Below are 24,978 nucleotides of genomic sequence, written 5' to 3'. Positions count from 1 at the left end.
AAGAGAACTGCAACAGCATCTTGCGGTTCTCTTGCGCTATTGGCGCGAATCCTTTATACGTGAAGTCCCGTGATGCAGCGGTTTTTCGGAACCGCCGGGCAGCTGATTTTGACGTCTCACGGGAGCAGCCGAAAAAACATGGCGCGATTTATTTTCATCACTGGTGGTGTGGTTTCGTCCTTGGGCAAAGGACTGGCGTCGGCGGCCTTGGGCGCGCTGTTGCAGGCCCGGGGATATTCGGTGCGTCTGCGCAAGCTGGATCCTTATCTGAACGTCGATCCCGGCACGATGTCGCCGTTTGAACATGGCGAAGTTTTCGTCACCGATGACGGGGCCGAAACCGATCTGGATCTTGGTCACTATGAGCGTTTCACCGGTGTTGCCGCCCGAAAAACCGACTCGGTCAGTTCGGGGCGAATTTATTCCAATGTGCTCGAGAGAGAGCGCCGTGGCGATTACCTTGGCAAGACCATTCAGGTGATCCCGCACGTTACCAACGAAATCAAGGATTTCATCGCCATCGGCGAGGATGAGGTCGATTTCATGCTGTGCGAAATCGGTGGTACCGTTGGTGACATCGAAGGCCTGCCCTTCTTTGAAGCCATCCGCCAGTTTAGCCAGGACAAACCACGCGGCCAGTGCATTTTTATGCACCTGACGCTGCTGCCCTATATAAAGGCCTCGGGTGAGCTGAAAACAAAGCCAACCCAGCACTCGGTGAAGGAACTGCGTTCCATCGGGCTGGCCCCCGACATTCTGGTCTGCCGCTCCGAAGGTCCGATCCCCCAAAAAGAGCGCGAGAAACTGGCCCTGTTCTGCAACGTGCGCCCGGACAGCGTGATCGCGGCGCAAGACCTTTCCACGATCTACGACGCGCCATTGGCCTATCACCATGAAGGGCTGGATCAGGCCGTTCTGGATGCGTTCCAGATCAGCCCGGCCCCCAAACCGGATCTCGCGAAATGGGAAGATGTCAGCGATCGCATCCACAACGCCGAAGGTGAAGTGAAGGTCGCCATCGTCGGCAAGTACACTCAGTTGGAAGATGCCTATAAGTCCATCGCCGAAGCATTAACCCATGGCGGAATGGCGAACCGGGTGAAGGTGAAGATTGAATGGGTTGATGCGGAAATCTTCGACACCGAGGATGCCGCGCCCTATCTGGAAGGCTACCATGCCATCCTTGTCCCCGGCGGATTTGGAGAGCGCGGGACAGAAGGCAAGATCAAGGCCGCGCAGTATGCCCGCGAGCACAAGGTGCCCTATCTGGGTATTTGTCTGGGCATGCAGATGGCCGTCATCGAAGCGGCGCGGAACGCCGCCGGCATCACCGAGGCGGGCTCTGAGGAATTCGACCACGAGGCCGGGAAGAAACGTTTTGAACCCGTGGTTTACCACCTGAAAGAGTGGGTGCAGGGCAACCACAAGATCGAACGCAAAGTCGGTGACGACAAAGGCGGCACCATGCGTCTGGGCGCATACAACGCAGTGCTGGCCGAAGGATCGAAAGTGGCCGAGGTCTACGGCAACACCAATATCGAGGAACGCCACCGGCACCGCTATGAAGTGGACATCAAGTACCGGGACAAGCTTGAAAAGGCGGGCCTGAACTTCTCGGGCATGTCACCTGACGGCCGTCTTCCGGAAATTGTCGAATGGTCGGATCACCCGTGGTTCATCGGGGTGCAATACCACCCGGAACTCAAATCCAAGCCGTTTGACCCGCATCCGCTGTTCCGCGATTTCGTGCGCGCGGCCAAGGAAACGTCGCGCCTGGTCTGACACAACAGACTGACCGGGCGCTGAACAGCGCCCGGCTACTGCACCATTCAGAGCTTTAGTGCTTTGCGGGTCTTGGGCCCGACGATCCCGTCCGGTTCCAGACCGTTTTCTGCCTGGAAATCAATCACAATTGCATGCGTGATCTGGCCGAATTCACCATCCGCAATAATGTCGTAGCCCAATTCCGCCAGCCGCTTTTGCAGTTCCTGAACTTCGGCCCCGATATCGCCAATGGAAAGGTTCGCGTTGGGGACGGTCCGGTTTGAAATCGCCTCTCCCAAAACACCGTCCTTGTGCCACTTGCGTATGGTCTCGTCCGCAATCTCGAAGTGCATTCCATCTTCGAAACTGCTGAAACCCACGCCCCAGAACCAGCCAGCCGCGTTGAAAAACGGTGCCATCGCGGCAAGGCCCGCCAGTGTCTTGCCGTCCTTACCAGCGGTTCCCCCTTTGACACCGATACCATCCAATGCACCTTCGATATTGATGTCGATTGCGCAACCCCATGAATGATTGGACGGATTGTTGCTGTTCTTGATTTTTCGGACACACAGCATCCCCGAACTCCCAAGGGTTTTGAACACTTCTGGATGAGCATCTTTCACATCCGCCATAACGCCGCGCAGCGAAGCAATAGCGGGTTTCAGGCCGGTCGCTTTGAACGGCCCCACGTCGTCTGTGACCATCAGCGATTTGAGCTTGTCGTTTCCTGCAATCCCTCGGCACTTGTTGTCCAGCACAGGCCGCGGCATGCCAAGGATAGCCAACATTGTGGACCGCTTGGCAGAGCTTAGCCCTTTGTTGATCTTTTTCGGTATGTCGACAACTTTCTTGGGCTTAACCATTTCTGACCTCCTGAAATACCGCATCTCACAACATCAAAGCGTGTCCGGCCCGCGCCAGTTTCTCAAAAGGAGACTTAATCGTAGCAACGCTCCGCTGAATACGTGAGGCGAAAATTGCTTTGTCTAATGCATCATTATGCATACACGATTTCCGCAAATCGGGCAAATCCGGCAAATAAACTCCGAAGGGTTGTTTTCGTCATTTGCGGGATTGCCATGTGCCACACAATCAGGCCACGTTTAGCGTGAATCAGAGGGCAAGTTATGACCAAAGGATACTGGATCGCTCACGTCGATGTGGACGACATTGAAACCTACAAAAACTACATTGCGGCAAACGCCGAACCTTTTCACGCCTATGGGGCAAAGTTCATGGTCCGCGGTGGTGAATACGAAATCAAGGAAGGCACCTCGCGGTCGCGTACGGTCGTGATTGAATTTCCAAGCTATGAGGACGCGCTGGCCTGTTATGATAGCGACGCCTATCAATGTGCCAAGGCTTTGCGTGACCCGGTCGCGACCAGCGATCTGGTGATTGTTCAGGGCTATGACGGGTAGTCCACGCTTGGCGACCTACAAAATATGGGATAAGCTGCGCTCATGCTAAAAAAGCTTTTTCAGGCCTTTCGCCCACCCCAGCAGACGACCCTGCCCGACCCGGATGCCGAACTGGCTCTTGGGGCCCTGATGGTGCGGGTGGCACAGGCGGATCGGGATTATAAGCTTGAAGAAATCAGCCTGATCGACAGGATTTTGGCCCGCCTCTACCAGCACAACGCGATCGAGGCTGCAAAAGTGCGGGCAACTTGCGAAAAGCTGCACGCGGCGGCCCCCGACACCGACACATTCGGCAAGCTGATCCGCGAAACAACAGACCTGAAAGAACGGTTGGCGGCTTTGGATGCCTTGTGGGAGATCGTGCTGGCCGATGGCAACTCTGACGAAGGTGAAATGAAAATCGTGGAAGAGGCCCGGATTGCCATGGGCCTTAGCTTCAAGGACAGCCAGATTGCCCGCGAACGGGTGCTGTCACGCTTGGAAGCTGAATAAACCGGATCTATATCTCTCTCATGTTCAAGGATTTTCTGTCACGGCTTTCCCAGCCTCAGCCCGACCCGCTTGCCGAAGACGATGCCCGATTGGCGCTGACCGCCTTGCTGGTTCGTATCGCGCGGTCCGACAACGACTATGCAGACTCTGAAATGGCGCGGATCGACCGGATTTCGGCGGAACGCTACGGCCTGTCCCCTTTCGAGGCCGCCGGTCTTCGTGCCCGCGCGGAAGACCTTGAAAGCGAGGCACCCGACACCGTGCGCTTTACCCGCGCCATCAAGGAAGCCGTCGCCTATGACGACCGGCTGGCCGTCGTTCAGGCAATGTGGTCTGTGGCTCTTGCCGATGGGCAGCGCTCGGGAGAAGAGGATTCGCTTCTGCGATTAGTGGTCAGTCTTCTGGGTGTCAGCGACGTGGACTCCGCGCTAGCCAGACAAAAGGCTGCCAAATCGTGACGGCGATGCTGGGCATGTACGACATGCCCGCGCTTCACGCGGCCAATGACCGGTTCTGGAGCTTGATTCGTGCGGAACTTGGGTTCGGCCCGACGCACCTGACCCGAGACCAGGATTTCTGGGAGGTCTGGCAAGACCCCGATCTGGTTTTGTCGCAAACCTGCGGAATGCCCTACCGCACAAGCCTGCACGGAAAAGTGCAACTGGTCGGCACGCCCGATTATGGCCTGCCCGACTGCCCAACCGGCTATTACTGCTCCGTGTTTGTGGCCCGCACCGATGACACACGCCCTTTGTCCGAATTGGCGACCGGCATCTTCGCCTATAACGAGGCGTTGTCCCAATCTGGGTGGTCCGCACCTGTTACTCATCTATCCGCTTTGGGCCTGCGCCCGGGTGAGTTGCTTGAAACCGGCGGCCACGCGCGCTCCGCCAACGCGGTCGCGGACGAACGGGCCGACTATGCCTCGCTCGACCTGCTGACCTGGACGCTGCTCAGGGAACACACAGAACTGGGATCGCAACTGCGCGAAGTCGCAAGAACGGAACCGACACCGACGCTGCCCTACATAACTGCCCTTGGGCAAGACGCCGGTCGCATCGCCGGGGCCGTCAGAAGGGCCATTAACCGTTTGTCAGATGCCGACCGCCAGGCACTGCACATCAACGGTTTGGTCGACATCCCGGCCGAGCGCTACCTGGCGGTTTCCACGCCCCCGGCCCCGCAAGCGTTCGGGTCGCACGACTGAACAAATTGAACAGCTGAATTGTTCAATTTGGTCGTTTCCCGATGGGAACATGTTATTTGCGCATTGCATTGCCCAACATTTTGCGCCCTATTACCGCACTAACACTCACAACAACTGGACGACCCGTGACAGATTCCACTCCCGTTATCGAGATCAAGAACCTTCACAAAAGCTTCGGGCATCTGGAGGTGCTGAAGGGGGTGGATATTACAGCCAGGCGCGGGGACGTTGTATCGCTCATCGGATCCTCCGGTTCCGGAAAGTCGACCCTGCTGCGGTGCTGCAACCTCCTGGAAGACAGTCAGGAGGGCGAAATCCTGTTCAAGGGTGAGCCAGTTCGCTGGAGTGGTGACAGCCATCATCGCCGGCCCGCAGACCCCAAACAGGTCCTGCGCATCCGGACCAACCTGTCGATGGTATTCCAGCAGTTCAACCTTTGGTCCCACATGACCATTCTGCAAAACGTGATGGAAGCACCCGTAACCGTTCTGGGCCGCAACAAGGCCGAGGTTGAAGACAGCGCGCGCAAATACCTGGAAAAAGTGGGTATCGGCGACAAATGTGACGTCTATCCGGCGCAACTGTCGGGCGGTCAGCAACAGCGCGCAGCTATCGCGCGCGGGCTGTGCATGGAACCCGAGGCGCTGCTGTTTGACGAACCCACTTCGGCATTGGACCCCGAATTGGAGCAGGAAGTCATCAAGGTGATCAAGGATCTGGCCGCCGAGGGCCGCACCATGATCATCGTAACCCACGACATGAAGATGGCTGCTGACATCTCCAGCCACGTTGTCTTTCTTCATCAGGGCCTTATCGAAGAAGAAGGCCTGCCCGAAGATATCTTTACCACCCCGGAATCCGAACGGCTTCGGGGCTTTCTCTCCGCCACCAAGGCGGCTTAACTGATCGATAGAATCACTAATGGGGAGTAACCAATGAAAAACCTGATTCTGACCACTGCAGCACTGGCGCTGACCGCAGGCATGGCAATGGCCGACACCGTCCGCATGGGGACCGAGGGCGCCTACCCTCCGTATAACTTCATCAATGACTCCGGCGAGATCGACGGGTTCGAGCGCGAAGTCGGCGATGAACTGTGCAAGCGCGCCGGTCTGGAATGCGAATGGGTCAAGAACGACTGGGATTCGATCATTCCGAACCTGGTTTCGGGCAACTACGACACCATCATCGCGGGCATGTCGATCACCGATGAGCGTGATGAGGTTATCGACTTCACCCAGAACTACTTCCCTCCGGCGGCATCGGCTTATGTCGGGGCATCCGAAGGTGTTGACGTAAGCAGCGGCATCGTAGCGGCGCAAACCGCAACGATCCAGGCCGGCCACGTGGCCGAATCCGGCGCGACCCTTGTCGAGTTTGCAACCCCTGAAGAAACCATCGCTGCGGTTCGCAACGGCGAGGCTGACGCTGTATTTGCAGACAAGGACTTCCTGGTGCCGATCGTCGAAGAATCCAGCGGTGAACTGGTATTTGTCGGCGACGATGTTCCGCTTGGCGGCGGCATCGGTCTCGGTATCCGTGAATCCGACGGCGAGCTGCGCGGCAAGTTCGACGAAGCCATTACTTCGATGAAGGCGGATGGCAGCCTGAACGAGTTGATCATCAAGTGGTTCGGCGAAGGCGTTCCGACATACAACGCTGACGGCTCAGTCGTTACCAACTAAAAACTCTGTCTGATGGTTCGGCGCCTCTTGGCGCCGAACCTGTCTTGGCCCCGCGCCGGATCCGACGTTCGAAAGACGCCTTATGTTCTCCTACTGTACCGATCCCGACACGCTCGGCACTTTCCGCTGGTTTTCCTGCTATCTGACCAATGGCGTGCATTGGTCGTTTTATCTTTCGTTCGTCAAGGTACTGGCCCTTCTGGCTGTCACCGCCCCTGTCGCGCTGAGCTTTGGTTTCGCAGGAGCCATGGCCGCCCGGTCACATTTCCCACCGCTCAGCTGGCTGGGCAAGGGGTATATCGCCATCGTTCGAGGCGTACCCGACATCGCGTTTTTCCTGTTCTTCGTGATTGCACTGGATCAGGCGTTCGAATGGACCCGCCACAAGGTCTTCTGCCCCGACTGGACCGATCCGATTCGACAGGGCAATGATTTCATCGTCTGTCAGGCCGCCAAGCTGCCGTTGGGCACTTCGCCGGAATGGGTGCATGAAACCTATGGGTTCTTTCTGGCCATCATCACATTCTCGATCGTATTCGGTGCATTCGCCGCCAACGTTCTGTTTGGGGGGATGCGCGCCGTGCCGCACGCCCAGCTTGAGACCGCCGAGGCCTATGGCATGACCCGCCGTCAGACCTTCTGGCGCGTGCTTGTTCCGCAAATGTGGGTCTATGCCCTGCCCGGATTGTCGAACCTGTGGATGGTGCTGATCAAAGCCACGCCCCTGCTGTTCCTGCTGGGGATTGAGGATATCGTCTACTGGGCGCGTGAGCTGGGTGGCACCAAGACGTCGAAATTCACGCAATACCCGCATGGTGACTGGCGCATGTGGTATTTCCTGTTCCTCCTGCTTTTCTATTTGGGCATGACCCGAGTATCCGAAATCGGGCTTGAACGACTGATGCGGCGACTGTCGCACGGTCAGGCAACATCCGGCGGAGAATTGCTGCGCAAGGAGACCACCGCATGAGCTGCCTGCAAACCATCCAGGACTATGCCCTGCGTTCGATCGGCTTCGGCGAGCGCCTGCTGCCGCGCAACGATTTTACCTTGTGCGAACAGTTCACCCTGATCGGATCGGGGATGATCTGGAACGTCTATTTCGGCCTGATGGCGCTGGCGACCGGGTTCTTTCTGGCCACCGCACTGGCCGTCGGCAAGTCGTCCGCCAACAAATGGCTGCGCAAACCGTCTGAATGGTTCATCTTCATCTTCCGGGGATCGCCGCTGTTCATCCAGTTCTTCTTTGCCTATTTCTTCTTCCTGTCGCTGAAGAAATCCTACCCCATGTTCGACGCCTTGACCTCGGCATGGCTTGGGGCGCTGATCGTTCTGTTCCTGAACACGGCCGCCTATACGGGCGAAATCTTCTATGGCGCCCTGCGCTCGATCCCAAAGGGCGATATCGAGGCGGCCGACGCCTACGGTCTGACCGGGTGGTCCCGTTTCCGCCGCGTTGTCTGGCCTACGATGCTGCGCCTAGCATGGCCTGCCTACACAAACGAGGCGATCTTTTTGTTCCACGCAACCACGCTGGTGTTCTTCTCGGCCTTCCCGGCCTGGCAACAACGCGGAGACGCGTTGTACTACGCCAGCTATTTTGCGGACAAAACGTTCAACCCGTTTGTTCCCTATCCGATTCTGGCCTTCTATTTCATCCTGCTAACACTGGTGATCGTCTGGGGGTTCGGCAGGGTGAACAAGCACCTGAACCGGCACCTGCCGCAGGCCAAACGGTCCAAAATGCGGCTTCGCCTGAATCTGGCGCGTTAACAAACGCTTTTGAATCAATGACCGGGTCTGGACAACTAGGCCCGAACGTCTATTGGCCCTAGCCCGATGCGGGTTAGGTTGCGAAAATCCGTACCTGAGAAAATAGGGAGAAGTGGTACCGCCTCCCTGGCTTGAACAGGGGACCTCTGGATCCACAATCCAGCGCTCTAACCAACTGAGCTAAGGCGGCACTCGTGAGGGGCGATGTACCGAACGCGCAGCGGGATTGCAAGAGGATTAAAGCTGAATTCTCCAGCTTTGTTCAACCAGATCAACGCCGAATGAATGCACCGGTTTGCTGCCCGTCAGTTGCCAACCGTGCGCCTTGTAAAGCGCGCACGCGGCCTTGTGGCTTTCATGCGTCCATAAGACCATTTCCTTGTAACCGGCAGTGCGCGCAAAGCTCATGCAGGTGTCCAGTAGCCGTTTGCCCAGCCCCTGCCCTCTTGCTTGCGGCACAAGCAGAAACAGCCGCAGCTTTGCCGTGTCACGGTCCAGCGACACGCAGAAAATACTTCCCAGCCTTTCGCCCGCCTGTTCAACAATCCAGCCGCGTTCCCTGGCCGGATCATGCGATGCGGTAAATGCGTCCAGAATACCGGCAACAAGCGGTGCAAATGTGTGGTCAAAGCCTTCGTCGCGCGTGTAGAGACGGTCGTGTTGGTCAACCAGCCACGATGCGTCGTCGGAACGAAACGGTCTGATAAGCGCATCTTTCATAAGCCATCTGACCGCAAAGGCGACTTGATTCTCAACCCTTTGCGCGCTAGCACGAATGCTCAGTCCCGGAGGCACTTATGGGCATCAATACCGAACGCGACATTCAGGCTAACCTGCAGATCGGTCCGACCGATCACGGCATGGTCCGCCTGTTCATCGAAGCCGATGGCGTCGAGATTCCGATGGATTTTGACCCGGAAGAAGCTGAAGAAATCGCGGAAGAAATTCTGGCCGCAGCACAGGCTGCCCGCGCGGTTCAGGGCTGAGCCTTTACAGCCTGGGGTCGCGAAAAGCGTTCAGCCTGCGGGCGCTGTCCATGGCAAATTTCTGGATCATCTTTTTTCTCCGCGCCGGGGCAACCTTGTCCTCTGGCGCCATTCGGACGATTTCTGCATCATAGGCATCGGCAATGATCAGGCCGGTTTCCGGCGGCAGCATCTCGGTCGGGAATTCGGTATCGACGGCCCAAAAGAACCGGTCGCACCACTCCAGGTAGCCGTGCCACTTGGAATCTGACTGATAGTCCACCCAACTGGATTTGCATTCCACAACCCAAAGCTCGCCCTTAGGGCCAAGCCCCATCACGTCCACCCGCAATCCACGCGCGGGAACAAATTCTTCAATTGAAACATACCCGTGGGTCAGAAGGTGGCGTGAAACCCCGCGGGCCAGTTTCTGGCCGGGCTGCATTTCCAGTGTCATTCAAAATATGTGAACAATTCATGAACAAATATCAAGCCCCTCAAACATGTTGACATGATACCATTCAGTATCATAATAACGTGATACCAATCGGTATCTCTTTGAGGTGACCAATGAACACACAAACACAATTTGCATTCCGGGCGCTGGCCGACCCTACCCGCAGAGACATTGTAAGAATGCTGGCATCGGAGGATCTGACGATAGGCCAGTTGACGGACCGGTTCGACATGACCCGAGCTGCCGTCAAGAAACACCTGACCGTTCTGTCCGATGGCGGTCTGATTACGGTCGAGGCTCGCGGGCGAGAGCGCATCAACCGCCTGGAACCCCAAGGCATGGCACCCGTTCTGGACTGGTTCAGCTATTTTGATCAGTTCTGGGATGACCGTCTGAACAATCTGAAGGAAGCTATTGAAGGGAAAAAGAAATGACCAACGCTGTTTTGCAGAAAACAATCTTCCTGCGTGCCGAACCTGAAACGGTTTGGGCTTATCTGACCGACCCTGACCGCTTGGCAGAGTGGTTTCACAAACCCAAACACCCCCTGACCGAGGGCGGCAAGCTGGAGATGTTTGGAACCACCAGCGGCGATCTGCTGATCTGGGGTGAAGTCAAAAAGGCACGCCCTTTCGAATACCTTGAATACACGTTCACCGTGAAGCCGATGGGAGACGCCGTCAGTATAGTAAAATGGACCCTGGAACCCGTTGCCGGGGGCACGCAGCTTGGCCTGCTGCACGAAGGCCTGCCACAGGGCGCCGAGGCCTTCGGCCTGATCCTGGCGCTGGATAACGGTTGGGATGAACATTTCGGCAAGATGCGCACCGCATTGCACGAAACAGTTGATGCCTGACCCCTTGTGCAAACCCGCTGCAACCCCTACTTAGGCGCGTGGCGGGTTCTGCCCTTCTTGTGACTGGTAGCATTCTGGTGGCCTTAAGCAATTCCGAGGGGGCTGGCTCTGTTCAGGTCCTGGCCTGATTACCCGGCGCCCACCTGTACATACAGGTCCTCGGGAATCACACCGCACGGTTGACTGGTGGTCCCGCCACATTTTCCGCTAAAAAATCAGCGCTCTGCGCCAGTTTCCTGCTTCACCAAAGCGGGTTCAAACTTGTGGACAACCGGGGTTCCCCGGCGTGGCCCCTGCGGCTTTTCCGCCATGCTCATAACGGCATAGGCAAATTGCACCCCGGCAAAAACGATTCCATTCATGAACCAGATCATCAGCAGCGCAATCAGGCCAAGTTCCGACCCGGTGATCAGACTGCGCAGATTGGCGACGTTGAAAACCAAAAGCACCGTAACGAAAGCAGCCGAGATGACAAATCCCCAGGCAACCTGAGTGATGTACAACCGTATCAGTTTGGGCATTGCGGGCCTCCTTGCGCTCTGACATTCAATCTAGCGCTTGTCGGTCGCCGGTAAAGGCGTCAGAACGCCTCGGGCTTGGCCTCGCGCGCCATGTGATCCAGAACGGCGTTGACGAATTTCGGCTCCTTGCCTTCCGGGAAAAAAGCCCGAGCGACATCGACGAATTCGGTGATGACCACTTTGGGCGGCGTATCGCTTTGGGTCAGTTCGGCACCTGCAGCACGGAAGGTTGCACGCAAAGTTGGGTCGATGCGCGCGATGGGCCATTTCGCGACCAATGCGCGATCGGTCATCTGGTCGATCGGCGCTTGATAGTTCACGGCATCATCCACGAGCTTTCGAAAAACGCTGATGTCGCCATCCAGCATTTCTTCGCCCTCGTAAACTGCGCCAAACCGGTGATCCAGAAACTCATTAACAACCTGTTCGGTCGTTTGTCCCGACTGCTCCATTTGGAACAACGCCTGCACGGCGTAAAGCCGGGCTGCGGATTTCATCAAGCGTTTCTGATTGGCCGGTTTCGGCGCGTCTGTCTGGGTCATGCTGTCGTGGGTCCGTTGCTGTCGCCCGCCACAAGGATGGACTCGGACGGAGGCTTGAAGCCGACGCCCTTTTTGGAAGAGCCCCACTTACGGCTGAGCGCGATCAGATGCAAGGCCGCAGCGGCCGCTCCGCCACCTTTATTCATCTTTTCAGGGTTTGCGCGGACTTCTGCCTGATCGTCATTCTCGACAGTCAGGATACCGTTACCGATGCACAGGCCCTGCAAGCCCATGAGCTGAATGGCCCGGCTGGAATCGTTGCATACCGTTTCGTAATGCGTGGTCTCACCGCGGATAACGCAGCCCAGCGCGACATAGCCGTCAAAGTTGCACTGACGGTCGGCCATTGCGATGACGGTTGGGACTTCCAGCGCACCGGGCACCTCGACAACCTCGCAAGTTCCACCTGCCGCTTTGATCTCGGCCTTGGCTCCGGCGATCAGGTTGTCGGCAATCGCGCGATAGAAAGGCGCGGCCACGATCAGCAGTTTCACCGGTTCATCGAATGTCGGCGTCGGCAGAACGCCATGTTTGTCTTGTTCAGCCACGATCAGTCATCCTTGAGTATGGAGCGGGTGCCGACGATGGACAGGCCAAACGCATCGAGCCCCAGATAAACGGTTTCCGGCGAGTCCGTCAGCAACACCAGTTGCTGAACGCCCATTTTGGACAGAATCTGAGCGCCCAGACCGGTTTGCTTGATGGTGCGCGGGCCTTCGTCCTCGGCCGCATACAGCGAGTTGCGCGGCTGGCGGAACAGGCAGACGACCCCACGCCCTTCCTCGGCGATTTTTTCCATCGCGCGGGGCAGTTCCCGCGACGATTTCGGACCTAGGCCCAGGATGTCCGGCGCTTCGTGCAGGGCGTGGGTTCGGGTCAGGACAGGCTCGGGCGTGGTAATGTCGCCCTTGGTCATGACCACATGTTCAATGCCGTGGGTCTGGTCCGTGAACAGACGCATCTCCCACTCGCCGCCATATTCCGACATCACCATTTCGCGTGAGGTTTCGACCACCAGGTTGTCATTGCGTGACCGGTACGCGATCAGATCGCTGATCGTACCGATCTTCATGTTGTGCTCTTTAGCAAAGGCGACCAGATCAGGCAGGCGTGCCATGGTGCCGTCCGGTTTCATGATCTCGCAGATCACGCCCGAGGGGTTCAGCCCCGCCAGACGCGAAATGTCCACGGCAGCCTCGGTATGACCGGCACGCACCAGCACCCCGCCCCGCTTGGCCCGCAGCGGGAAGATGTGACCGGGGGTGGCGATTTGCGCCATCGTGTTCTGCTCATTGATTGCGGTCGACACAGTTAGTGCGCGGTCAGCTGCGGAAATACCGGTTGAAACACCTTCACGCGCCTCGATCGACACGGTGAAGGCGGTTTCATGCCGGGACGAGTTGTTCACCGCCATCATCGGCAGGCCCAGCGCGTCGACCCGTTCGGCGGTCATCGGCAGGCAGATCAGGCCGCGCCCGTGGGTGGCCATGAAATTGATTGCCTCGGCATCCGCGAATTCGGCGGCGATGACCAGATCGCCCTCGTTCTCGCGATCTTCGTGATCGACCAGAATATACATCCGGCCTTTGCGCGCCTCATCGATGATTTCTTCGATCGGACTTATCGCGTCACGCAACTGGGCCTCGACCGGGCCGGGGGTTTCAAAGCTCATGGGGCAGCCTTTCGCAAGAGCACGTATGAGCGGCTGGATAGACCACCATTCGCCCAAAGGCCAGACCACATGCGGCGTCAGCGGACTAGAACGCGGCGTTGTTCGGCCTTAAAGTTCAGGACATTTCCGCCAGCCGCGCAACATATCGGGCCAACGTGTCGATCTCGAGATTGACGCGGTCGCCCATTCGAACATCACCCCAGGTCGTGACCTCCTTGGTGTGCGGGATGAAGTTGATCCCAAAGTCGCAACCTTCCACCGCGTTGACAGTCAGCGAGGTGCCGTTCAGAGCAACCGATCCCTTGGGCGCAATGAACTTGGCCAAATGCTCGGGTGCGCGCAGTGTGACACGGGTGCTGTCGCCCTCGTCTTCAATGCCAACCACCTCAGCGACCCCGTCCACGTGGCCCGAGACGATATGCCCGCCCAGTTCGTCTCCAACCTTCAAGGCGCGTTCAAGGTTGACACGCTTGCCAACCTGCCAGGCGTCGAGGTTGGTTTTTGACACGGTTTCAGCACTGATCTGGACATCGTACCAGTCGTCGCCCAGCGCGATAACGGTCAGGCAGACCCCGTCGCTGGCAATCGAAGCGCCAAGATCGATGCCCGCAGTATCATAGCCGGTGCTGATCCGGGCCCGCAGATCGCCTTGCTGTTCCAGCTCGGTGACAGTGCCAACATCGGTGACGATCCCTGTGAACATTCTGTTAACCCTCAGTTCCTAACCTGTGTCTCGCTTCCACAGCCGAGGTAAGCCCAAGCGGCTTCTCGGGCAAGCCCTGGCTTGCCGGGAAATCGCCAAACGGGCATAGTTTTGACAATTAATACGAATACAGCAGTCCCGATGACCCACCTGCCCCATGCCCCGGATCGCCGTGTGTTCCTGTTTCTGCAGGGACCTCATGGCCCGTTTTTCAACGCCCTTGGGCGCATGTTGCGCGCATCCGGCGCGCAGGTCTGGCGCGTCGGCTTCAATGCCGGCGACCACGCGTTCTGGTTCGATCGCTCAACCTACATTCCGTTCCTGGACACGCCAGAGCAGTGGCCGGAAACCCTGACCGGGCTGATCAACGACCGGGATGTCACAGACATCGTACTCTATGGCGACACGCGTCCAATCCATGCTCAGGCAGTCGAAATCGCAAGGGAAAGGGGCATCACCGTCCACGTGTTCGAAGAAGGCTATCTGCGCCCCTGGTGGGTCACATATGAACGCACGGGCTCGAACGGAAATTCCCGGCTGATGGACCTGAACGTTGACCAAATGCAGCAGGCCCTGGCTCAGTCGGACACGCAATCACCACCACCGTCCCATTGGGGCGATATGAGGCAACATATCTTTTACGGTGCCCTGTATCACTGGTTTGTGCTGTTCCTGAACCGCCGCTATCGCAATTTCAGACCTCATCGGGACCTGCCGGTATCGAAGGAATTTCGATTGTACTTCAAACGTTTGTCCCTGATGCCATTTCACCGGCTACAGCGGATCTGGGCAACGACCCGCGTTCGGCTGGGCGGTCACCCCTATCACATGGTCCTGCTGCAACTGGGTCATGACAGCTCGGTACAGGCGCATTCCGGGTATTCCTGCATGAGCGATTTTCTGGATCAAATTCTCGAAGGTTTCGCAAAGGGCGCGCCAAGGCATCATCGGCTGGTGATCAAGGAACATCCGCTGGAAAATCATCGCGAACCATTGCGACGACGCGTGCGTGAACTGTCGTCCCGGTACGGGATTGACGATCGCGTCTACTATGTTCCTGGTGGCAAGCTTGCCGGGCTTCTGGATGACGCGAATTCTGCGGTCACGATAAATTCGACCGCCGGCCAGCAAGTGTTATGGCGCGGCATTCCCCTGCGAATTTTCGGCAAGTCCGTCTATGACAAACCCGAATTCGTGTCCGGGCAGGCCCTGACGGCTTTCTTCGCGAACCCGGTCGCCCCAGACAGCGGCGCCTATCGGATCTATCGCCGGTTTCTTCTGGAAACCAGCCAGGTGCCCGGTGGGTTCTATTCACGCCGGGGGCGGCGGCAATTGTTGCGACGGGCTGTCGACATGATGTTGCGGCCGCAAGATCCATATCAGACAGTTCTGTCAGGCAAAGCGGCGCTGACGCCACAGTTGAGAATCGTTCAGTGAATCTGGACGGTTGTTTCTGGAAGTCACACCACATTGCGGGTAGCCTGCGCAGAAAGAAAGATAATTGAGGTATATCGGCAGTGAAGCGCTTTCCAATCCGGTGGATACGGGGGGTAACTCTCGTGGCGGCTTGCGGCTTTCTGGCTGCATGCCAGCTTCCCAAGTCCGGCCCGAACAAATCTGAAATCCTTGCAGGTTCTGTGCAGAATGGCGGGAATGCATTTGTCGTGGAAGTGGATGACCGCGTCGCCAAGGCAACATCTGCCGTGCCCCAATACGGCTTCTCTGCCGCCTTCAGCACTGCCCCGAACCTGACCGCAGACACCGTTCGACCCGGCGATGTTCTGGGGCTGACAATCTGGGAAAACGTGGATGACGGCTTATTGGCCAGCGAGACGGGACCGGCCACGACACTCGACGAAGTTCAGGTCGACAGCGAAGGCTTCATCTTTGTTCCCTATGCCGGTCGTTTGCGGGCTGCCGGCAACACACCGGAAGAGTTGCGCACCCTGATCACCAGCAAACTGCAGGACCAGACCCCGGATCCGCAGGTCGAAGTTCGTCGTGCTGCCGGTGACGGCTCGACCGTATCCCTGACCGGAACCATTGGCGCACCGGGGATTTACGCGATCCAGCGCCCGACCCGCTCATTGTCCGGGATGCTGGCGCAGGCCGGAGGCGTCACTGTCTCGTCCGACATTGCGCTGGTCACGCTGATCCGTGGCGATCAGCGCGGGACAATCTGGTACGATGATCTGTTCCGCAACCCCAAGCTGGACGTCGCCCTGCGCGGCGGCGACCGCATTCTGGTTGAAGAAGACAGCCGCTCCTATATCGCGCTGGGCGCAACCGGAGGACAATCCCGCGTCGCATTTGACAGTCAGGACCTGTCCGCGCTGGAAGCCCTGGCGCAGGTTGGCGGTCTTCAGTCGCTGTCGTCGGACCCGACCGGCATCTTCGTTCTTCGCAGAGAACGTCAGGATGTGGCGCGCAATGTGATGGGCCGGGCAGATCTGCAAGGGGATCAAAGGTTGATCTATCTGCTTAATCTGACGGCCCCGAACGGCCTGTTCATTGCGCGGGACTTCGTGATCCGCGACGATGACACGATTTACGTGACCGAAGCGCCCTATGCGCAATGGAGTAAGTCTATTTCGTTGATTGCGGGTGGCCTGACCCCGATCGCCAATGTCGCAACACTGACCGGCTACTGATGCATGTTGCCGCAAGAGGACACCGCAGCCGGGGCTGAACGCACCCGGCTGTTTGTCTACAACGGCGGGCTTCTCACATCACGGCGCATCAGGCGGATACTGTCTCTGGCCGGGTTTGATATTCGTCTGGGCCTGCCGAAGCCCGGTGATCTGGTTGGTGTCTGGGGCAACAGCCCAACCGCGCATCGCGGGCTGAAGATCGCGTCGAAGCACCAGACACCGGCATTGCGGGTCGAGGATGCCTTTCTTCGGTCCTTGCACCCGGGGCGCTCAGGCGAACCGCCGTTGGGTTTGCTGCTGGACCGTTCAGGTCTGCACTTCGACCCTGATCAACCGTCGGATCTGGAAACCCTGCTGGCCAGACATCCGCTGGACGACACGGCCCTGCTGGACCGTGCGCGCGGCGCGATGGCGCGAATGCAGGAACTGCACCTGAGCAAGTATTCAGCCTTTGATCCAAACATCCAAGCCCCGGACCCCGGCTATGTTCTGGTTGTCGACCAGACCATGGGCGACGCCGCCGTAACTGCCAGCAAGGGCGACGCGGCCCGCTTCCGCGAGATGCTGGTCATCGCGCAAGAGGAAAACCCGGGTGCCGAAATCCTGATAAAGACACATCCGGAAACGCAGTCAGGGCACCGGCCCGGCCACTTTACCGATCAGGACCTGTCTGGCAGGGTGCGGTTTTTCAATGATCCGGTCAGCCCCTGGATCCTGCTGGAAGGCGCGATTGGTGTCTACACGCTGTCTTCACAACTGGGGTTCGAAGCCATTCTCGCAGGTCATAAGCCCCGGGTGTTCGGGCAACCCTTTTACGCCGGATGGGGGCTCACTCAGGATGAAACACCTCTTGCAAGACGCCAGAGAAACCTGACCCGCGCGCAATTGTTCGCCGCTGCGATGCTGCTTTATCCAACATGGTACGATCCGTACCGCGACCAGTTGTGCGAGCTTGAGACCCTGTTAAACACGCTCGAGGCGCAGTCACGCGCCTGGCGGCAGGATCATGGCGGCTGGACCGCATCGGGCATGCGACTGTGGAAACGACCGCACCTGCAGCGGATGTTCGGCCAACAGCGCAAAATTCGTTTCACTGCCGATCCTCCTGGCGCTTCGCAACGGCCTCATATGGTGTGGGCCAATCAGGCGCGGGATCTGGACGGCGTTACCAGGGTTGAAGACGGTTTTTTGCGATCACGGGGGCTGGGCGCCAATCTTGTGCCTCCGCTGTCGCTGGTGACGGACGATCTGGGAATTTACTATGACCCGACGCGCCCCAGCCAACTGGAAAACCTGATCACGGCCCGGGAAAACCTGCGGCCCGATCAGGCGCTCCGGGCCGAGCGGTTGGTTGCCCAAATCATCTCGAACAGTCTGAGCAAATACAATACCGGCACCCACCCGCCCGATTTGCCGGACGGGCACCGCATCCTGATCCCGGGTCAGGTCGAGGACGACGCCTCCATCCTGCTGGGCTGTGGAGCGGTGCGCACGAATATGGACCTGCTAAGGGCTGCGCGTGAAGCAAACCCGGACGCGATCCTGATTTACAAACCTCATCCAGATGTCGAGGCGGGTCTTCGGGAAGGCGCAATCGAAGCCGAAGGTCAGGCAGATTTCATTGTTCCGCACACAAACCCGGGCATTCTGTTGCCACAGGTACATGAGGTCTGGACCATGACGTCACTCATGGGGTTCGAGGCCCTTTTGCGTGGTGTCCCGGTGACAACGCTCGGCGCGCCGTTCTATGCAGGATGGGGTTTGACGCAGGATCTGGGCACAGTTCCCGCCCGGCGAGGCGCGCGACCCAGTCTGTCGGGCCTGGTTCATGCGGTCCTTATCGACTACCCCCGCTATCTTGATCCGAAAACGGGCCAGCCCTGCCCGGTTGAGGTCGTACTGCAACGACTGGCCGAGGGGTATGATGCTCCACACGGGCCTTTGAATCGTCTGCTGTCAAAGCTTCAGGGTGCATTCGCAACCCATGCTCACCTGTGGCGCGGGCGCTAGCGCAAGGCCCGCGACCAGCGATGCAAAATATCGGCGCCAACAGCGCGTGTTTCGATCAGGTCGAACCGAGGCGCTTCGTTCAGTTTATCAAGACCCAGCGCCCCAATCGCAGACAGGCCTTCCGCACCGATGGTCAGCCCGGCACTGAACCCGACCAGTTCATCGACCAGATCCGCCGCCAGTAACGACGCGGCCAGAGCGGAACCGCCTTCGCAAAAGATACGTGTCAGGCCGGCATGTCCAAGCTGCTGCAACAGGTCCGCCGGATCAATGTGGTGTTCCTGCAATGCACACGGGATCAGGCGCGCGCCCATGCCCTGCCAGGCATTGGCACGATCCGGATCCGGATGCGGGCCGTGACATATCCAGACAGGAACGTCAGAGGCCGTGCGCGCAAGCTGCCCCATCAGCGGCAGGTCCAGATGGCGCGATACAACGACCCGAACCGGCTGTGACGCAATGCCCAGATCACGCACTGTCAGGGATGGGTCATCCGCACGCGCGGTGCCTGCGCCGATCAGTACCGCGTCGTGTAGCGCCCGCATGGCGTGGACCAGACGCCGCGCTTCGGGTCCGGTAATCCACTGGCTATGACCGCTGGACGTTGCAATCCGACCGTCAAAACTGCTGGCCAGTTTCAACGTCACGAATGGGCGGCCCTGTTCGGTCTTCAGAAAAAAACCCGCATGGGCCTTGGCCGCATGTTCATCCAGCACGCCGGTTATCACTTTGATACCGGCCTCACGCAGCATGGCCAGGCCCTGCCCGGCCACACGCGGGTCGCTGTCTTCGATAGCTGAAACGACCCGCGCCACACCGGCGTCAATCAGGGCCTGCGCGCAAGGGGGTGTTTTGCCATGATGGGCACAAGGTTCCAGCGATACATAGGCCGTTGCGCCCTGCGCGGCATCTCCGGCCTGTTTCAGGGCTTCGGTCTCGGCATGAGGGCGCCCGCCCGGCTGCGTCCACCCGCGACCGACGATCCGGCCATCACGCACGATGACACACCCTACGGAAGGGTTGGGCCAACACGTGCCCTGTCCGCGCTGACCCAACGACAAAGCCAGCGCCATATATCGCTTATCTGTTTCGCTCACTCGTCCGTCGAAGGCTGCGGCGGGCGCAGTTCGTGGACAAACTCCTCGAAATCATCGGCCGCCTGGAAATTCTTGTAAACGCTCGCAAAGCGAACATACGCCACCGTATCAATCCGGGCCAGCGCTTCCATGACGATTTCACCGATTTTGTTGGACGGGATATCCGTGTCGCCCATGCTTTCCAGGCGCCGCACGATACCCGAGATCATCTGATCGATCCGGTCCGGATCGATGGGGCGTTTCTGCATCGAGATCCGGATCGAACGCTCCAGTTTATCCCGGTCAAAATCCTCGCGCTTGCCGTTGGTCTTGATCACCACAAGATCGCGCAACTGCACCCGTTCATAGGTGGTAAAGCGTCCGCCACAGGCCGGACAGAACCGCCGCCTGCGGATCGCGACGTGATCCTCTGCCGGGCGTGAATCCTTGACCTGAGTATCGATATTTCCGCAAAACGGGCAGCGCATCCGCCGTCTCCTCGTCCCTTGTTCCGCCTCTTTTTGTAAGCGCTGCGGCTTACTTATCCACAACTATAGGGCAGCCGCTAGGGTTTGGGTAGTCGGAATTTTTCACCGCAATATAAAGGGGTCATGCAAAATGTGCAGCGACCCGACGTTCATGCGGTGCAGTACGGTGTTCGATCAGATAGATCCCCTGCCACGTCCCAAGCACAGGCCGCCCCGCCGCAACAGGTATGGAAAGTGAAACCGGCATAAGGGCCGCTTTGATATGTGCGGGCATGTCGTCAGGGCCTTCGTAGGTGTGCCTCAAATATGCCATCGAAGGATGATCTGACGGAGGCACGAGCCGTTCAAAGAACGCATGCAGATCGGTCTGAACCTCGGGATCCGCGTTTTCCTGAATAAGCAGAGAGCAGGATGTATGCCTGACGAACAGCGTAAGCAAACCGTCGCCCGCAACCGAATTCACCCATCGGCAAACGTCGCCTGTAAATTCATAGAGACCGGCGCCGCGCGTTGAGATGGTGAATTCGATCTGCAAAGCTCTGCTTACCATTACCTAGTTTATGAACTGCCGGCGGTTACACCGTCCATTTGCGCCCTGAACTGACATGCTTTCACCAACCTGAAAGCCAAGCGACACACTGCTTTGCTGAGGTGCGTTTTTCGGTGGTGTCAGGGAAAACTGAACAGCCGTTCGGCGACCTGTCGCCTCGCTTGGGCCATAACCCCGGACAACATACACCCGTTGCTGCCAACCGGCCCCAAGCGTCCGACGCGCGAAATCGGCCGCGGCGCACCAATAACCGTCTACATCCTGGCGTGCTCTTGGGATCACCTCAAAAACCGAATTGTTGACGGCGACCGTCTGAAACCCGTTGGGCGCGGCCCCGGCTGTCATCGGAGCGGAAATCGCCACAGTGGCAAGAACCATTGAAGTCATGACCCGTTTCATCATTTTCGACCTTTCCTGTTTCTGACTGCCGCATAGACTAGTATGCCAGAATCGGCGGAACAGTGGTCCTCACGATCTATTCAGACGCGCAGCCAAAATCTGTGAACCGGTGCCCCGGACCCGCCCAAGCATATTCCGGCCAAGCCAAAAAACTCAATAAAAAGAAAACGATCTTGTGGGTGCAGCGTGTCGGGGAACCCTTTGAACCGGGGTGGTAGTCCGGCTCTCTGGGCTCTGGCCTCTTCCCCAAAAGGCGCGGACCCGACAGCAATATGTACATAAGAATTGTCAAAACTCGGTCATGTGCACACCAGTCAAATCCTTGTGTGAATTTGCCAATCGCACCGAAATCCGCCCCTCAGAACTCGGCTTCCGCCACAAAAGTTGGTGCGCGGCTCATCATTGGTATTAAGATCAGCTTCAGATTTGAGAACGGATTACGCCGAGCCATGGAAGTTGATATTTGCCGCATTCAGCGATTGGCCAAGACGCTGGACGAAGAAACCGGACAAACTGCGCTTACGGATCACGTCCTGCGGCAAAGCGGGCTCAGTCGGGCTGGAATTGCCCCGCCGGCAACCACTTATCATGCAATAAAAGAAGCCCAGTTCGTCCGGTATGCATGCGATGCGGTCAATGACATCACTTTCGCCGCCCGGGCAGGCATCCGATTTGATGAGTCATCTACTCTTACGGCCTATATCAGTAAATACTCCAGGAACTTGCGCCAAGCCATTGAGAACACGTGTTACTTTCACTGGATGATTGATCCTGCACTGATTTTCAATCTGCGCCTTTCAGACGACTCGGCAGTGTTTGAAATCGACTGGAAGGACGCCAGTTATTCCCGCTACCACAGACGCACCGAGTTCCTGCTATTTGCGGCCATAGCCCGACTGCGCGCCCTGACCCAGTCAGATTTTCACCCCGTCGAGATGCGCTTTCAGCACGAAATCGGTCAACGCGCGCCGGAATATGAGAAAATAGGAGGGTTTCCAGTAGTTTTCGGCGCCGAACGGATGTGCATCGTCCTGTCTCTGTCCTCGCTTGATCTTCCAATTCCAACTTACGACCCTACACTGCGCGCCCATCTGCTTGATTATGCCGAGCGTCTGCTGGCCGACCGGCAATCCCAAAGGCAGAAGACACGCGCAAGGGTTGAAGGACTGATCACCCGGTCCCTGCCCGGAAACATTATCCAGGCAGATCAGGCAGCTGCCGATTTGGGTCTTAGCCCTCGCACACTGGCCCGCAGGCTGGCCGATGAAGGGACCAGCTATCGCAACATCGTTGAAGACCTGCGATGTGATCTTGCGCAGACCTTTCTGCGAAACGGGATGAACCTGTCCGAGATTTCTTATTCTCTGGGGTATGCCGATCAGGCCGCGTTTTCGACGGCGTTCAAACGTTGGACCGGCCAGCCTCCGACCACATTTCGCGGCCGCGTCGATCGCCCGCTGAACCGCGTTTGAGCGTAGCCGGGGGTCATCGATGAGACCATCACGCCCCGGCCCGTCCCATGAGTGGACCAGACGGATATAGAAATCCCGCTGTCCCTCTTCTTGTGAGTTCTCGCCAATTTGACTTTCAGACAGGACAACAAGATGTGAACGCCCCGGGAAAAGAAAAAGGCGCCTCGATCGGGGCGCCTTTGTAGTTACTGATCCAGGAAGGACCGCAGTTTTCTTGACCGGCTGGGATGCTTCAGCTTGCGCAGCGCTTTCGCCTCGATCTGGCGGATCCGTTCGCGCGTCACGCTGAACTGCTGGCCAACCTCTTCCAGCGTGTGGTCTGTGTTCATACCGATGCCAAAGCGCATCCGCAGAACGCGTTCCTCACGCGGGGTAAGCGAGGCCAGAACCCGTGTGGTCGTTTCCTTGAGGTTTTCCTGAATGGCGCTGTCCAGCGGCAGCACGGCATTTTTGTCCTCGATGAAATCGCCCAACTGGCTGTCTTCTTCGTCGCCGATCGGCGTCTCAAGGCTGATCGGTTCCTTGGCGATCTTCATCACCTTGCGAACCTTTTCCAGCGGCATCTGCAGCTTTTCGGCCAATTCTTCCGGCGTCGGCTCGCGACCGATTTCGTGCAGCATCTGGCGACCGGTGCGAACCAGCTTGTTGATCGTTTCGATCATGTGGACCGGAATACGGATGGTGCGCGCCTGATCCGCGATCGAGCGCGTGATCGCCTGACGGATCCACCAGGTCGCATAGGTCGAGAACTTGTAGCCGCGACGGTATTCGAACTTGTCGACCGCCTTCATCAGGCCGATATTCCCTTCCTGAATAAGATCAAGGAATTGCAGGCCACGGTTCGTGTACTTCTTGGCAATCGAGATCACCAGGCGCAGGTTGGCCTCGACCATTTCCTTCTTGGCCTGACGTGCCTCTTTCTCGCCCTTTTGAACCTGCTGAACGATGCGGCGGAATTCGCTGATGTCCAGACCGACATATTGCCCGACCTGAGCCATATCGTTACGCAGTTCCTCGACCTTGTCGGTCGAGCGTTCGATGAACATCTGCCAGCCGCGGCCCGGTTTTTCGGCCATCTCGGCCAGCCAGTTCGGATCCAGTTCGCGACCACGATACTCATCAATAAACTCACGGCGGTTGATACGCGCCTGATCCGCCAGCTTCACCATCGAACTGTCCAGCGACATGACGCGGCGGTTGATGCCGTAAAGCTGGTCGATCAGCGCATCGATCCGGTTGTTGTGCAGGTGCAGACCATTCACAAGCACAACGATCTCGGCCCGTAACTTCTGGTAGGTCTCTTCATCCTTGGCGGTGAAAGATCCATCTTCATTCAACGTTGCCGAAATACGGCTGTCCTGCATTTCGGACAGCATCGCGAAATCAGACGAAATCCGCTCAAGCGTGGTCAGAACCTGCTCTTTCAGCGCCGTCTCCATCGCCGCCAGCGACATGTTGGCCTGTTCGTCTTCATCGTCGTCGTCGTCGGTGGCAATTGGGTTGCCATCCGCGTCCAGCTCGGGCCCGGTGTCTTTGGCGGGTTTGGCAGCCTGAACCGCTGACGTGTCCACCACCGGCTCCTCGACATCGCCGTCCTCGTCCATCTGGTTGCCGAACGTGGTTTCCAGATCGATGACGTCGCGCAGCAGAATGTCTTCGGACAAAAGTTCGTCATGCCAGATGGTGATGGCCTGGAAGGTCAACGGGCTTTCGCATAGACCGGCGATCATCGTGTTGCGGCCGGCTTCGATCCGCTTAGCGATTGCAATTTCACCTTCCCGGCTCAGCAGTTCGACGCTGCCCATCTCGCGCAGATACATGCGCACGGGGTCGTCGGTGCGATCCAGTTTCTCGGTGGCGGCACCCGACAACGCAACCTCACGGTTGCTTTCCGTTGTGGTCAGCTCGGTCGAGCCTTTGTTCTCTTCTTCTTCGGCCTCTTCATCTTCGATGATGTTGATGCCCATTTCGGACAGCATCGACATAACGTCTTCGATCTGTTCCGAACTGACCTGATCAGGCGGCAGAACCTGATTGAGCTGGTCGTAGGTGATGTAGCCCTTCTCGCGGGCCTCGGCGATCATCTTCTTGACCTGGGCCTGGCTCATGTCCAGCGAGATTTCCTGTTCCTGCTCGTCTGATTTGCGATCTTCGGACGTGTCTTTGGCGGCCATTCAATGCTCCTGCAGGGATGGGTGATTCGTTTGAACCGAATCATTAGCGCGTAGAAGTGATTCGGCCACCCGTTTACCCGTTTTTCTTTTCCAGTGCCTT

At 58.0% G+C, this 24,978-nt stretch carries 29 protein-coding genes and 1 tRNA gene; 16 read left to right on the top strand and 14 right to left on the bottom strand.

Translation table 11 applies throughout. The features are described from left to right. The first annotated feature begins 138 nt into the window (after positions 1 to 138). Positions 139 to 1,782: a CTP synthase gene (locus tag ACR3EQ_RS02445; RefSeq protein WP_170616552.1), complete on the top strand. Its 1,644-nt coding sequence runs from the start codon at positions 139 to 141 to the stop codon at positions 1,780 to 1,782. A 47-nt stretch (positions 1,783 to 1,829) separates the two neighbouring features. Here ACR3EQ_RS02445 and ACR3EQ_RS02440 read toward each other — a convergent pair whose 3' ends face one another. Continuing rightward, positions 1,830 to 2,627, bottom strand: coding sequence for a peptidoglycan-binding protein (locus tag ACR3EQ_RS02440; protein WP_170616555.1), 798 nt, complete (start codon positions 2,625 to 2,627; stop codon positions 1,830 to 1,832). Between the two features lie 264 nt (positions 2,628 to 2,891). Between ACR3EQ_RS02440 and ACR3EQ_RS02435 the strand changes: the two genes are divergently transcribed. The 8 genes from ACR3EQ_RS02435 to ACR3EQ_RS02400 all read left to right on the top strand — a co-directional run bounded on the left by ACR3EQ_RS02435 (position 2,892) and on the right by ACR3EQ_RS02400 (position 8,342). After that, positions 2,892 to 3,185, top strand: a complete 294-nt coding sequence (locus ACR3EQ_RS02435; RefSeq protein ID WP_170616557.1) for a DUF1330 domain-containing protein — start codon at positions 2,892 to 2,894, stop codon at positions 3,183 to 3,185. 42 nt (positions 3,186 to 3,227) lie between these two features. Continuing rightward, positions 3,228 to 3,677, top strand: coding sequence for a tellurite resistance TerB family protein (locus ACR3EQ_RS02430; protein WP_170616560.1), 450 nt, complete (start codon positions 3,228 to 3,230; stop codon positions 3,675 to 3,677). Between the two features lie 20 nt (positions 3,678 to 3,697). Then, on the top strand, positions 3,698 to 4,135 hold the full coding sequence (locus ACR3EQ_RS02425) for a tellurite resistance TerB family protein (protein ID WP_170616564.1): 438 nt from the start codon (positions 3,698 to 3,700) through the stop codon (positions 4,133 to 4,135). Beyond that, complete coding sequence (locus tag ACR3EQ_RS02420; RefSeq protein ID WP_170616567.1) at positions 4,132 to 4,884, top strand: PhnD/SsuA/transferrin family substrate-binding protein; 753 nt, start codon at positions 4,132 to 4,134, stop codon at positions 4,882 to 4,884. The genes ACR3EQ_RS02425 and ACR3EQ_RS02420 overlap by 4 nt, the downstream gene beginning before the upstream one ends. Positions 4,885 to 5,009: 125 nt before the next feature. Beyond that, complete coding sequence (locus ACR3EQ_RS02415) at positions 5,010 to 5,786, top strand: ATP-binding cassette domain-containing protein (protein WP_170616569.1); 777 nt, start codon at positions 5,010 to 5,012, stop codon at positions 5,784 to 5,786. 33 nt (positions 5,787 to 5,819) lie between these two features. Further along, positions 5,820 to 6,569, top strand: coding sequence for a transporter substrate-binding domain-containing protein (locus ACR3EQ_RS02410; protein ID WP_170616571.1), 750 nt, complete (start codon positions 5,820 to 5,822; stop codon positions 6,567 to 6,569). A gap of 82 nt (positions 6,570 to 6,651) precedes the next feature. Continuing rightward, entirely contained in the window at positions 6,652 to 7,539 is an 888-nt protein-coding gene (locus ACR3EQ_RS02405; protein WP_170616573.1) for an ABC transporter permease subunit, read from the top strand. Beyond that, the gene (locus ACR3EQ_RS02400) at positions 7,536 to 8,342 is read left to right on the top strand and encodes an ABC transporter permease subunit (RefSeq protein WP_170616575.1); all 807 of its coding nucleotides are present in this window, start codon (positions 7,536 to 7,538) and stop codon (positions 8,340 to 8,342) included. Before ACR3EQ_RS02405 ends, ACR3EQ_RS02400 begins: the two co-directional genes overlap by 4 nt. A gap of 113 nt (positions 8,343 to 8,455) precedes the next feature. Here the strand turns inward: ACR3EQ_RS02400 and ACR3EQ_RS02395 are convergent. Continuing rightward, positions 8,456 to 8,532: transfer RNA gene (locus tag ACR3EQ_RS02395), tRNA-His, on the bottom strand. Between the two features lie 47 nt (positions 8,533 to 8,579). Next, entirely contained in the window at positions 8,580 to 9,062 is a 483-nt protein-coding gene (locus ACR3EQ_RS02390; RefSeq protein WP_170616578.1) for a GNAT family N-acetyltransferase, read from the bottom strand. 77 nt (positions 9,063 to 9,139) lie between these two features. Here ACR3EQ_RS02390 and ACR3EQ_RS02385 point away from each other — a divergent pair, with 77 nt between their 5' ends. Beyond that, entirely contained in the window at positions 9,140 to 9,328 is a 189-nt protein-coding gene (locus tag ACR3EQ_RS02385) for a DUF6324 family protein (protein WP_170616580.1), read from the top strand. Positions 9,329 to 9,332: 4 nt separating this feature from the next. Here ACR3EQ_RS02385 and ACR3EQ_RS02380 read toward each other — a convergent pair whose 3' ends face one another. Beyond that, on the bottom strand, positions 9,333 to 9,764 hold the full coding sequence (locus tag ACR3EQ_RS02380; protein ID WP_480489663.1) for an MmcB family DNA repair protein: 432 nt from the start codon (positions 9,762 to 9,764) through the stop codon (positions 9,333 to 9,335). Between the two features lie 113 nt (positions 9,765 to 9,877). On the opposite strand from ACR3EQ_RS02380, the gene ACR3EQ_RS02375 reads away from it, so the two are divergent. After that, positions 9,878 to 10,198, top strand: coding sequence for a metalloregulator ArsR/SmtB family transcription factor (locus ACR3EQ_RS02375; RefSeq protein ID WP_170616585.1), 321 nt, complete (start codon positions 9,878 to 9,880; stop codon positions 10,196 to 10,198). Beyond that, the gene (locus ACR3EQ_RS02370) at positions 10,195 to 10,620 is read left to right on the top strand and encodes an SRPBCC family protein (protein WP_480489662.1); all 426 of its coding nucleotides are present in this window, start codon (positions 10,195 to 10,197) and stop codon (positions 10,618 to 10,620) included. Before ACR3EQ_RS02375 ends, ACR3EQ_RS02370 begins: the two co-directional genes overlap by 4 nt. A gap of 215 nt (positions 10,621 to 10,835) precedes the next feature. Here ACR3EQ_RS02370 and ACR3EQ_RS02365 read toward each other — a convergent pair whose 3' ends face one another. The 5 genes from ACR3EQ_RS02365 to ACR3EQ_RS02345 all read right to left on the bottom strand — a co-directional run bounded on the left by ACR3EQ_RS02365 (position 10,836) and on the right by ACR3EQ_RS02345 (position 14,058). Continuing rightward, a complete protein-coding gene (locus ACR3EQ_RS02365) occupies positions 10,836 to 11,141 on the bottom strand; it encodes a hypothetical protein (protein WP_480489661.1) in 306 nt (101 codons plus the stop codon). Between the two features lie 59 nt (positions 11,142 to 11,200). Next, positions 11,201 to 11,683 carry a transcription antitermination factor NusB gene (nusB, locus tag ACR3EQ_RS02360; RefSeq protein ID WP_170616592.1) on the bottom strand — a complete coding sequence of 161 codons (483 nt, stop codon included), beginning with the start codon at positions 11,681 to 11,683 and terminating at the stop codon, positions 11,201 to 11,203. Beyond that, entirely contained in the window at positions 11,680 to 12,231 is a 552-nt protein-coding gene (locus ACR3EQ_RS02355) for a 6,7-dimethyl-8-ribityllumazine synthase (RefSeq protein ID WP_480489660.1), read from the bottom strand. Before ACR3EQ_RS02355 ends, nusB begins: the two co-directional genes overlap by 4 nt. Before the next feature lie 2 nt (positions 12,232 to 12,233). After that, positions 12,234 to 13,355 carry a 3,4-dihydroxy-2-butanone-4-phosphate synthase gene (gene ribB / locus ACR3EQ_RS02350; RefSeq protein WP_480489659.1) on the bottom strand — a complete coding sequence of 374 codons (1,122 nt, stop codon included), beginning with the start codon at positions 13,353 to 13,355 and terminating at the stop codon, positions 12,234 to 12,236. Between the two features lie 115 nt (positions 13,356 to 13,470). Then, positions 13,471 to 14,058 (bottom strand): riboflavin synthase, encoded by a 588-nt coding sequence (locus tag ACR3EQ_RS02345; RefSeq protein ID WP_480489658.1) that lies wholly within the window; start codon positions 14,056 to 14,058, stop codon positions 13,471 to 13,473. A 141-nt stretch (positions 14,059 to 14,199) separates the two neighbouring features. On the opposite strand from ACR3EQ_RS02345, the gene ACR3EQ_RS02340 reads away from it, so the two are divergent. The 3 genes from ACR3EQ_RS02340 to ACR3EQ_RS02330 all read left to right on the top strand — a co-directional run bounded on the left by ACR3EQ_RS02340 (position 14,200) and on the right by ACR3EQ_RS02330 (position 18,719). Then, positions 14,200 to 15,495, top strand: a complete 1,296-nt coding sequence (locus ACR3EQ_RS02340; RefSeq protein WP_480489657.1) for a capsule biosynthesis protein — start codon at positions 14,200 to 14,202, stop codon at positions 15,493 to 15,495. Between the two features lie 80 nt (positions 15,496 to 15,575). After that, positions 15,576 to 16,709, top strand: a complete 1,134-nt coding sequence (locus ACR3EQ_RS02335) for a polysaccharide biosynthesis/export family protein (RefSeq protein ID WP_480489656.1) — start codon at positions 15,576 to 15,578, stop codon at positions 16,707 to 16,709. A gap of 3 nt (positions 16,710 to 16,712) precedes the next feature. Beyond that, positions 16,713 to 18,719, top strand: coding sequence for a capsular polysaccharide biosynthesis protein (locus tag ACR3EQ_RS02330; RefSeq protein WP_480489655.1), 2,007 nt, complete (start codon positions 16,713 to 16,715; stop codon positions 18,717 to 18,719). On the opposite strand, the gene ribD is transcribed toward ACR3EQ_RS02330, so the two are convergent. The 4 genes from ribD to ACR3EQ_RS02310 all read right to left on the bottom strand — a co-directional run bounded on the left by ribD (position 18,716) and on the right by ACR3EQ_RS02310 (position 21,235). Further along, on the bottom strand, positions 18,716 to 19,816 hold the full coding sequence (gene ribD, locus ACR3EQ_RS02325) for a bifunctional diaminohydroxyphosphoribosylaminopyrimidine deaminase/5-amino-6-(5-phosphoribosylamino)uracil reductase RibD (RefSeq protein WP_480489654.1): 1,101 nt from the start codon (positions 19,814 to 19,816) through the stop codon (positions 18,716 to 18,718). The genes ACR3EQ_RS02330 and ribD overlap by 4 nt on opposite strands. Beyond that, positions 19,813 to 20,283 carry a transcriptional regulator NrdR gene (gene nrdR / locus ACR3EQ_RS02320; RefSeq protein WP_039525240.1) on the bottom strand — a complete coding sequence of 157 codons (471 nt, stop codon included), beginning with the start codon at positions 20,281 to 20,283 and terminating at the stop codon, positions 19,813 to 19,815. Before nrdR ends, ribD begins: the two co-directional genes overlap by 4 nt. Before the next feature lie 121 nt (positions 20,284 to 20,404). After that, entirely contained in the window at positions 20,405 to 20,818 is a 414-nt protein-coding gene (locus ACR3EQ_RS02315; RefSeq protein WP_170616680.1) for a secondary thiamine-phosphate synthase enzyme YjbQ, read from the bottom strand. Positions 20,819 to 20,836: 18 nt separating this feature from the next. Then, the gene (locus tag ACR3EQ_RS02310; protein ID WP_480441964.1) at positions 20,837 to 21,235 is read right to left on the bottom strand and encodes a hypothetical protein; all 399 of its coding nucleotides are present in this window, start codon (positions 21,233 to 21,235) and stop codon (positions 20,837 to 20,839) included. A 446-nt stretch (positions 21,236 to 21,681) separates the two neighbouring features. Here ACR3EQ_RS02310 and ACR3EQ_RS02305 point away from each other — a divergent pair, with 446 nt between their 5' ends. Beyond that, positions 21,682 to 22,704 carry an AraC family transcriptional regulator gene (locus ACR3EQ_RS02305; protein WP_170616611.1) on the top strand — a complete coding sequence of 341 codons (1,023 nt, stop codon included), beginning with the start codon at positions 21,682 to 21,684 and terminating at the stop codon, positions 22,702 to 22,704. A 185-nt stretch (positions 22,705 to 22,889) separates the two neighbouring features. On the opposite strand, the gene rpoD is transcribed toward ACR3EQ_RS02305, so the two are convergent. Beyond that, positions 22,890 to 24,878, bottom strand: a complete 1,989-nt coding sequence (gene rpoD, locus ACR3EQ_RS02300) for an RNA polymerase sigma factor RpoD (protein WP_170616614.1) — start codon at positions 24,876 to 24,878, stop codon at positions 22,890 to 22,892. Between the last annotated feature and the right edge of the window lie 100 nt (positions 24,879 to 24,978).

This window comes from Ruegeria sp. AN11 (genome assembly GCF_056536005.1).
Note: the sequence above shows the minus strand (reverse complement) of the source record. Positions and strands in the feature narration are given on the sequence as shown.

Coding starts and splice junctions, on each gene's coding strand:
- ACR3EQ_RS02445 (WP_170616552.1), top strand. CDS start 139: ATGGCGCGATTTATTTTCATCACTGGTGGTGTGGTTTCGTCCTTGGGC.
- ACR3EQ_RS02440 (WP_170616555.1), bottom strand. CDS start 2,627: ATGGTTAAGCCCAAGAAAGTTGTCGACATACCGAAAAAGATCAACAAA.
- ACR3EQ_RS02435 (WP_170616557.1), top strand. CDS start 2,892: ATGACCAAAGGATACTGGATCGCTCACGTCGATGTGGACGACATTGAA.
- ACR3EQ_RS02430 (WP_170616560.1), top strand. CDS start 3,228: ATGCTAAAAAAGCTTTTTCAGGCCTTTCGCCCACCCCAGCAGACGACC.
- ACR3EQ_RS02425 (WP_170616564.1), top strand. CDS start 3,698: ATGTTCAAGGATTTTCTGTCACGGCTTTCCCAGCCTCAGCCCGACCCG.
- ACR3EQ_RS02410 (WP_170616571.1), top strand. CDS start 5,820: ATGAAAAACCTGATTCTGACCACTGCAGCACTGGCGCTGACCGCAGGC.
- ACR3EQ_RS02405 (WP_170616573.1), top strand. CDS start 6,652: ATGTTCTCCTACTGTACCGATCCCGACACGCTCGGCACTTTCCGCTGG.
- ACR3EQ_RS02400 (WP_170616575.1), top strand. CDS start 7,536: ATGAGCTGCCTGCAAACCATCCAGGACTATGCCCTGCGTTCGATCGGC.
- ACR3EQ_RS02390 (WP_170616578.1), bottom strand. CDS start 9,062: ATGAAAGATGCGCTTATCAGACCGTTTCGTTCCGACGACGCATCGTGG.
- ACR3EQ_RS02385 (WP_170616580.1), top strand. CDS start 9,140: ATGGGCATCAATACCGAACGCGACATTCAGGCTAACCTGCAGATCGGT.
- ACR3EQ_RS02380 (WP_480489663.1), bottom strand. CDS start 9,764: ATGACACTGGAAATGCAGCCCGGCCAGAAACTGGCCCGCGGGGTTTCA.
- ACR3EQ_RS02375 (WP_170616585.1), top strand. CDS start 9,878: ATGAACACACAAACACAATTTGCATTCCGGGCGCTGGCCGACCCTACC.
- ACR3EQ_RS02370 (WP_480489662.1), top strand. CDS start 10,195: ATGACCAACGCTGTTTTGCAGAAAACAATCTTCCTGCGTGCCGAACCT.
- ACR3EQ_RS02365 (WP_480489661.1), bottom strand. CDS start 11,141: ATGCCCAAACTGATACGGTTGTACATCACTCAGGTTGCCTGGGGATTT.
- nusB (WP_170616592.1), bottom strand. CDS start 11,683: ATGACCCAGACAGACGCGCCGAAACCGGCCAATCAGAAACGCTTGATG.
- ribB (WP_480489659.1), bottom strand. CDS start 13,355: ATGAGCTTTGAAACCCCCGGCCCGGTCGAGGCCCAGTTGCGTGACGCG.
- ACR3EQ_RS02345 (WP_480489658.1), bottom strand. CDS start 14,058: ATGTTCACAGGGATCGTCACCGATGTTGGCACTGTCACCGAGCTGGAA.
- ACR3EQ_RS02340 (WP_480489657.1), top strand. CDS start 14,200: ATGACCCACCTGCCCCATGCCCCGGATCGCCGTGTGTTCCTGTTTCTG.
- ACR3EQ_RS02330 (WP_480489655.1), top strand. CDS start 16,713: ATGTTGCCGCAAGAGGACACCGCAGCCGGGGCTGAACGCACCCGGCTG.
- nrdR (WP_039525240.1), bottom strand. CDS start 20,283: ATGCGCTGCCCGTTTTGCGGAAATATCGATACTCAGGTCAAGGATTCA.
- ACR3EQ_RS02310 (WP_480441964.1), bottom strand. CDS start 21,235: ATGATGAAACGGGTCATGACTTCAATGGTTCTTGCCACTGTGGCGATT.
- ACR3EQ_RS02305 (WP_170616611.1), top strand. CDS start 21,682: ATGGAAGTTGATATTTGCCGCATTCAGCGATTGGCCAAGACGCTGGAC.
- rpoD (WP_170616614.1), bottom strand. CDS start 24,878: ATGGCCGCCAAAGACACGTCCGAAGATCGCAAATCAGACGAGCAGGAA.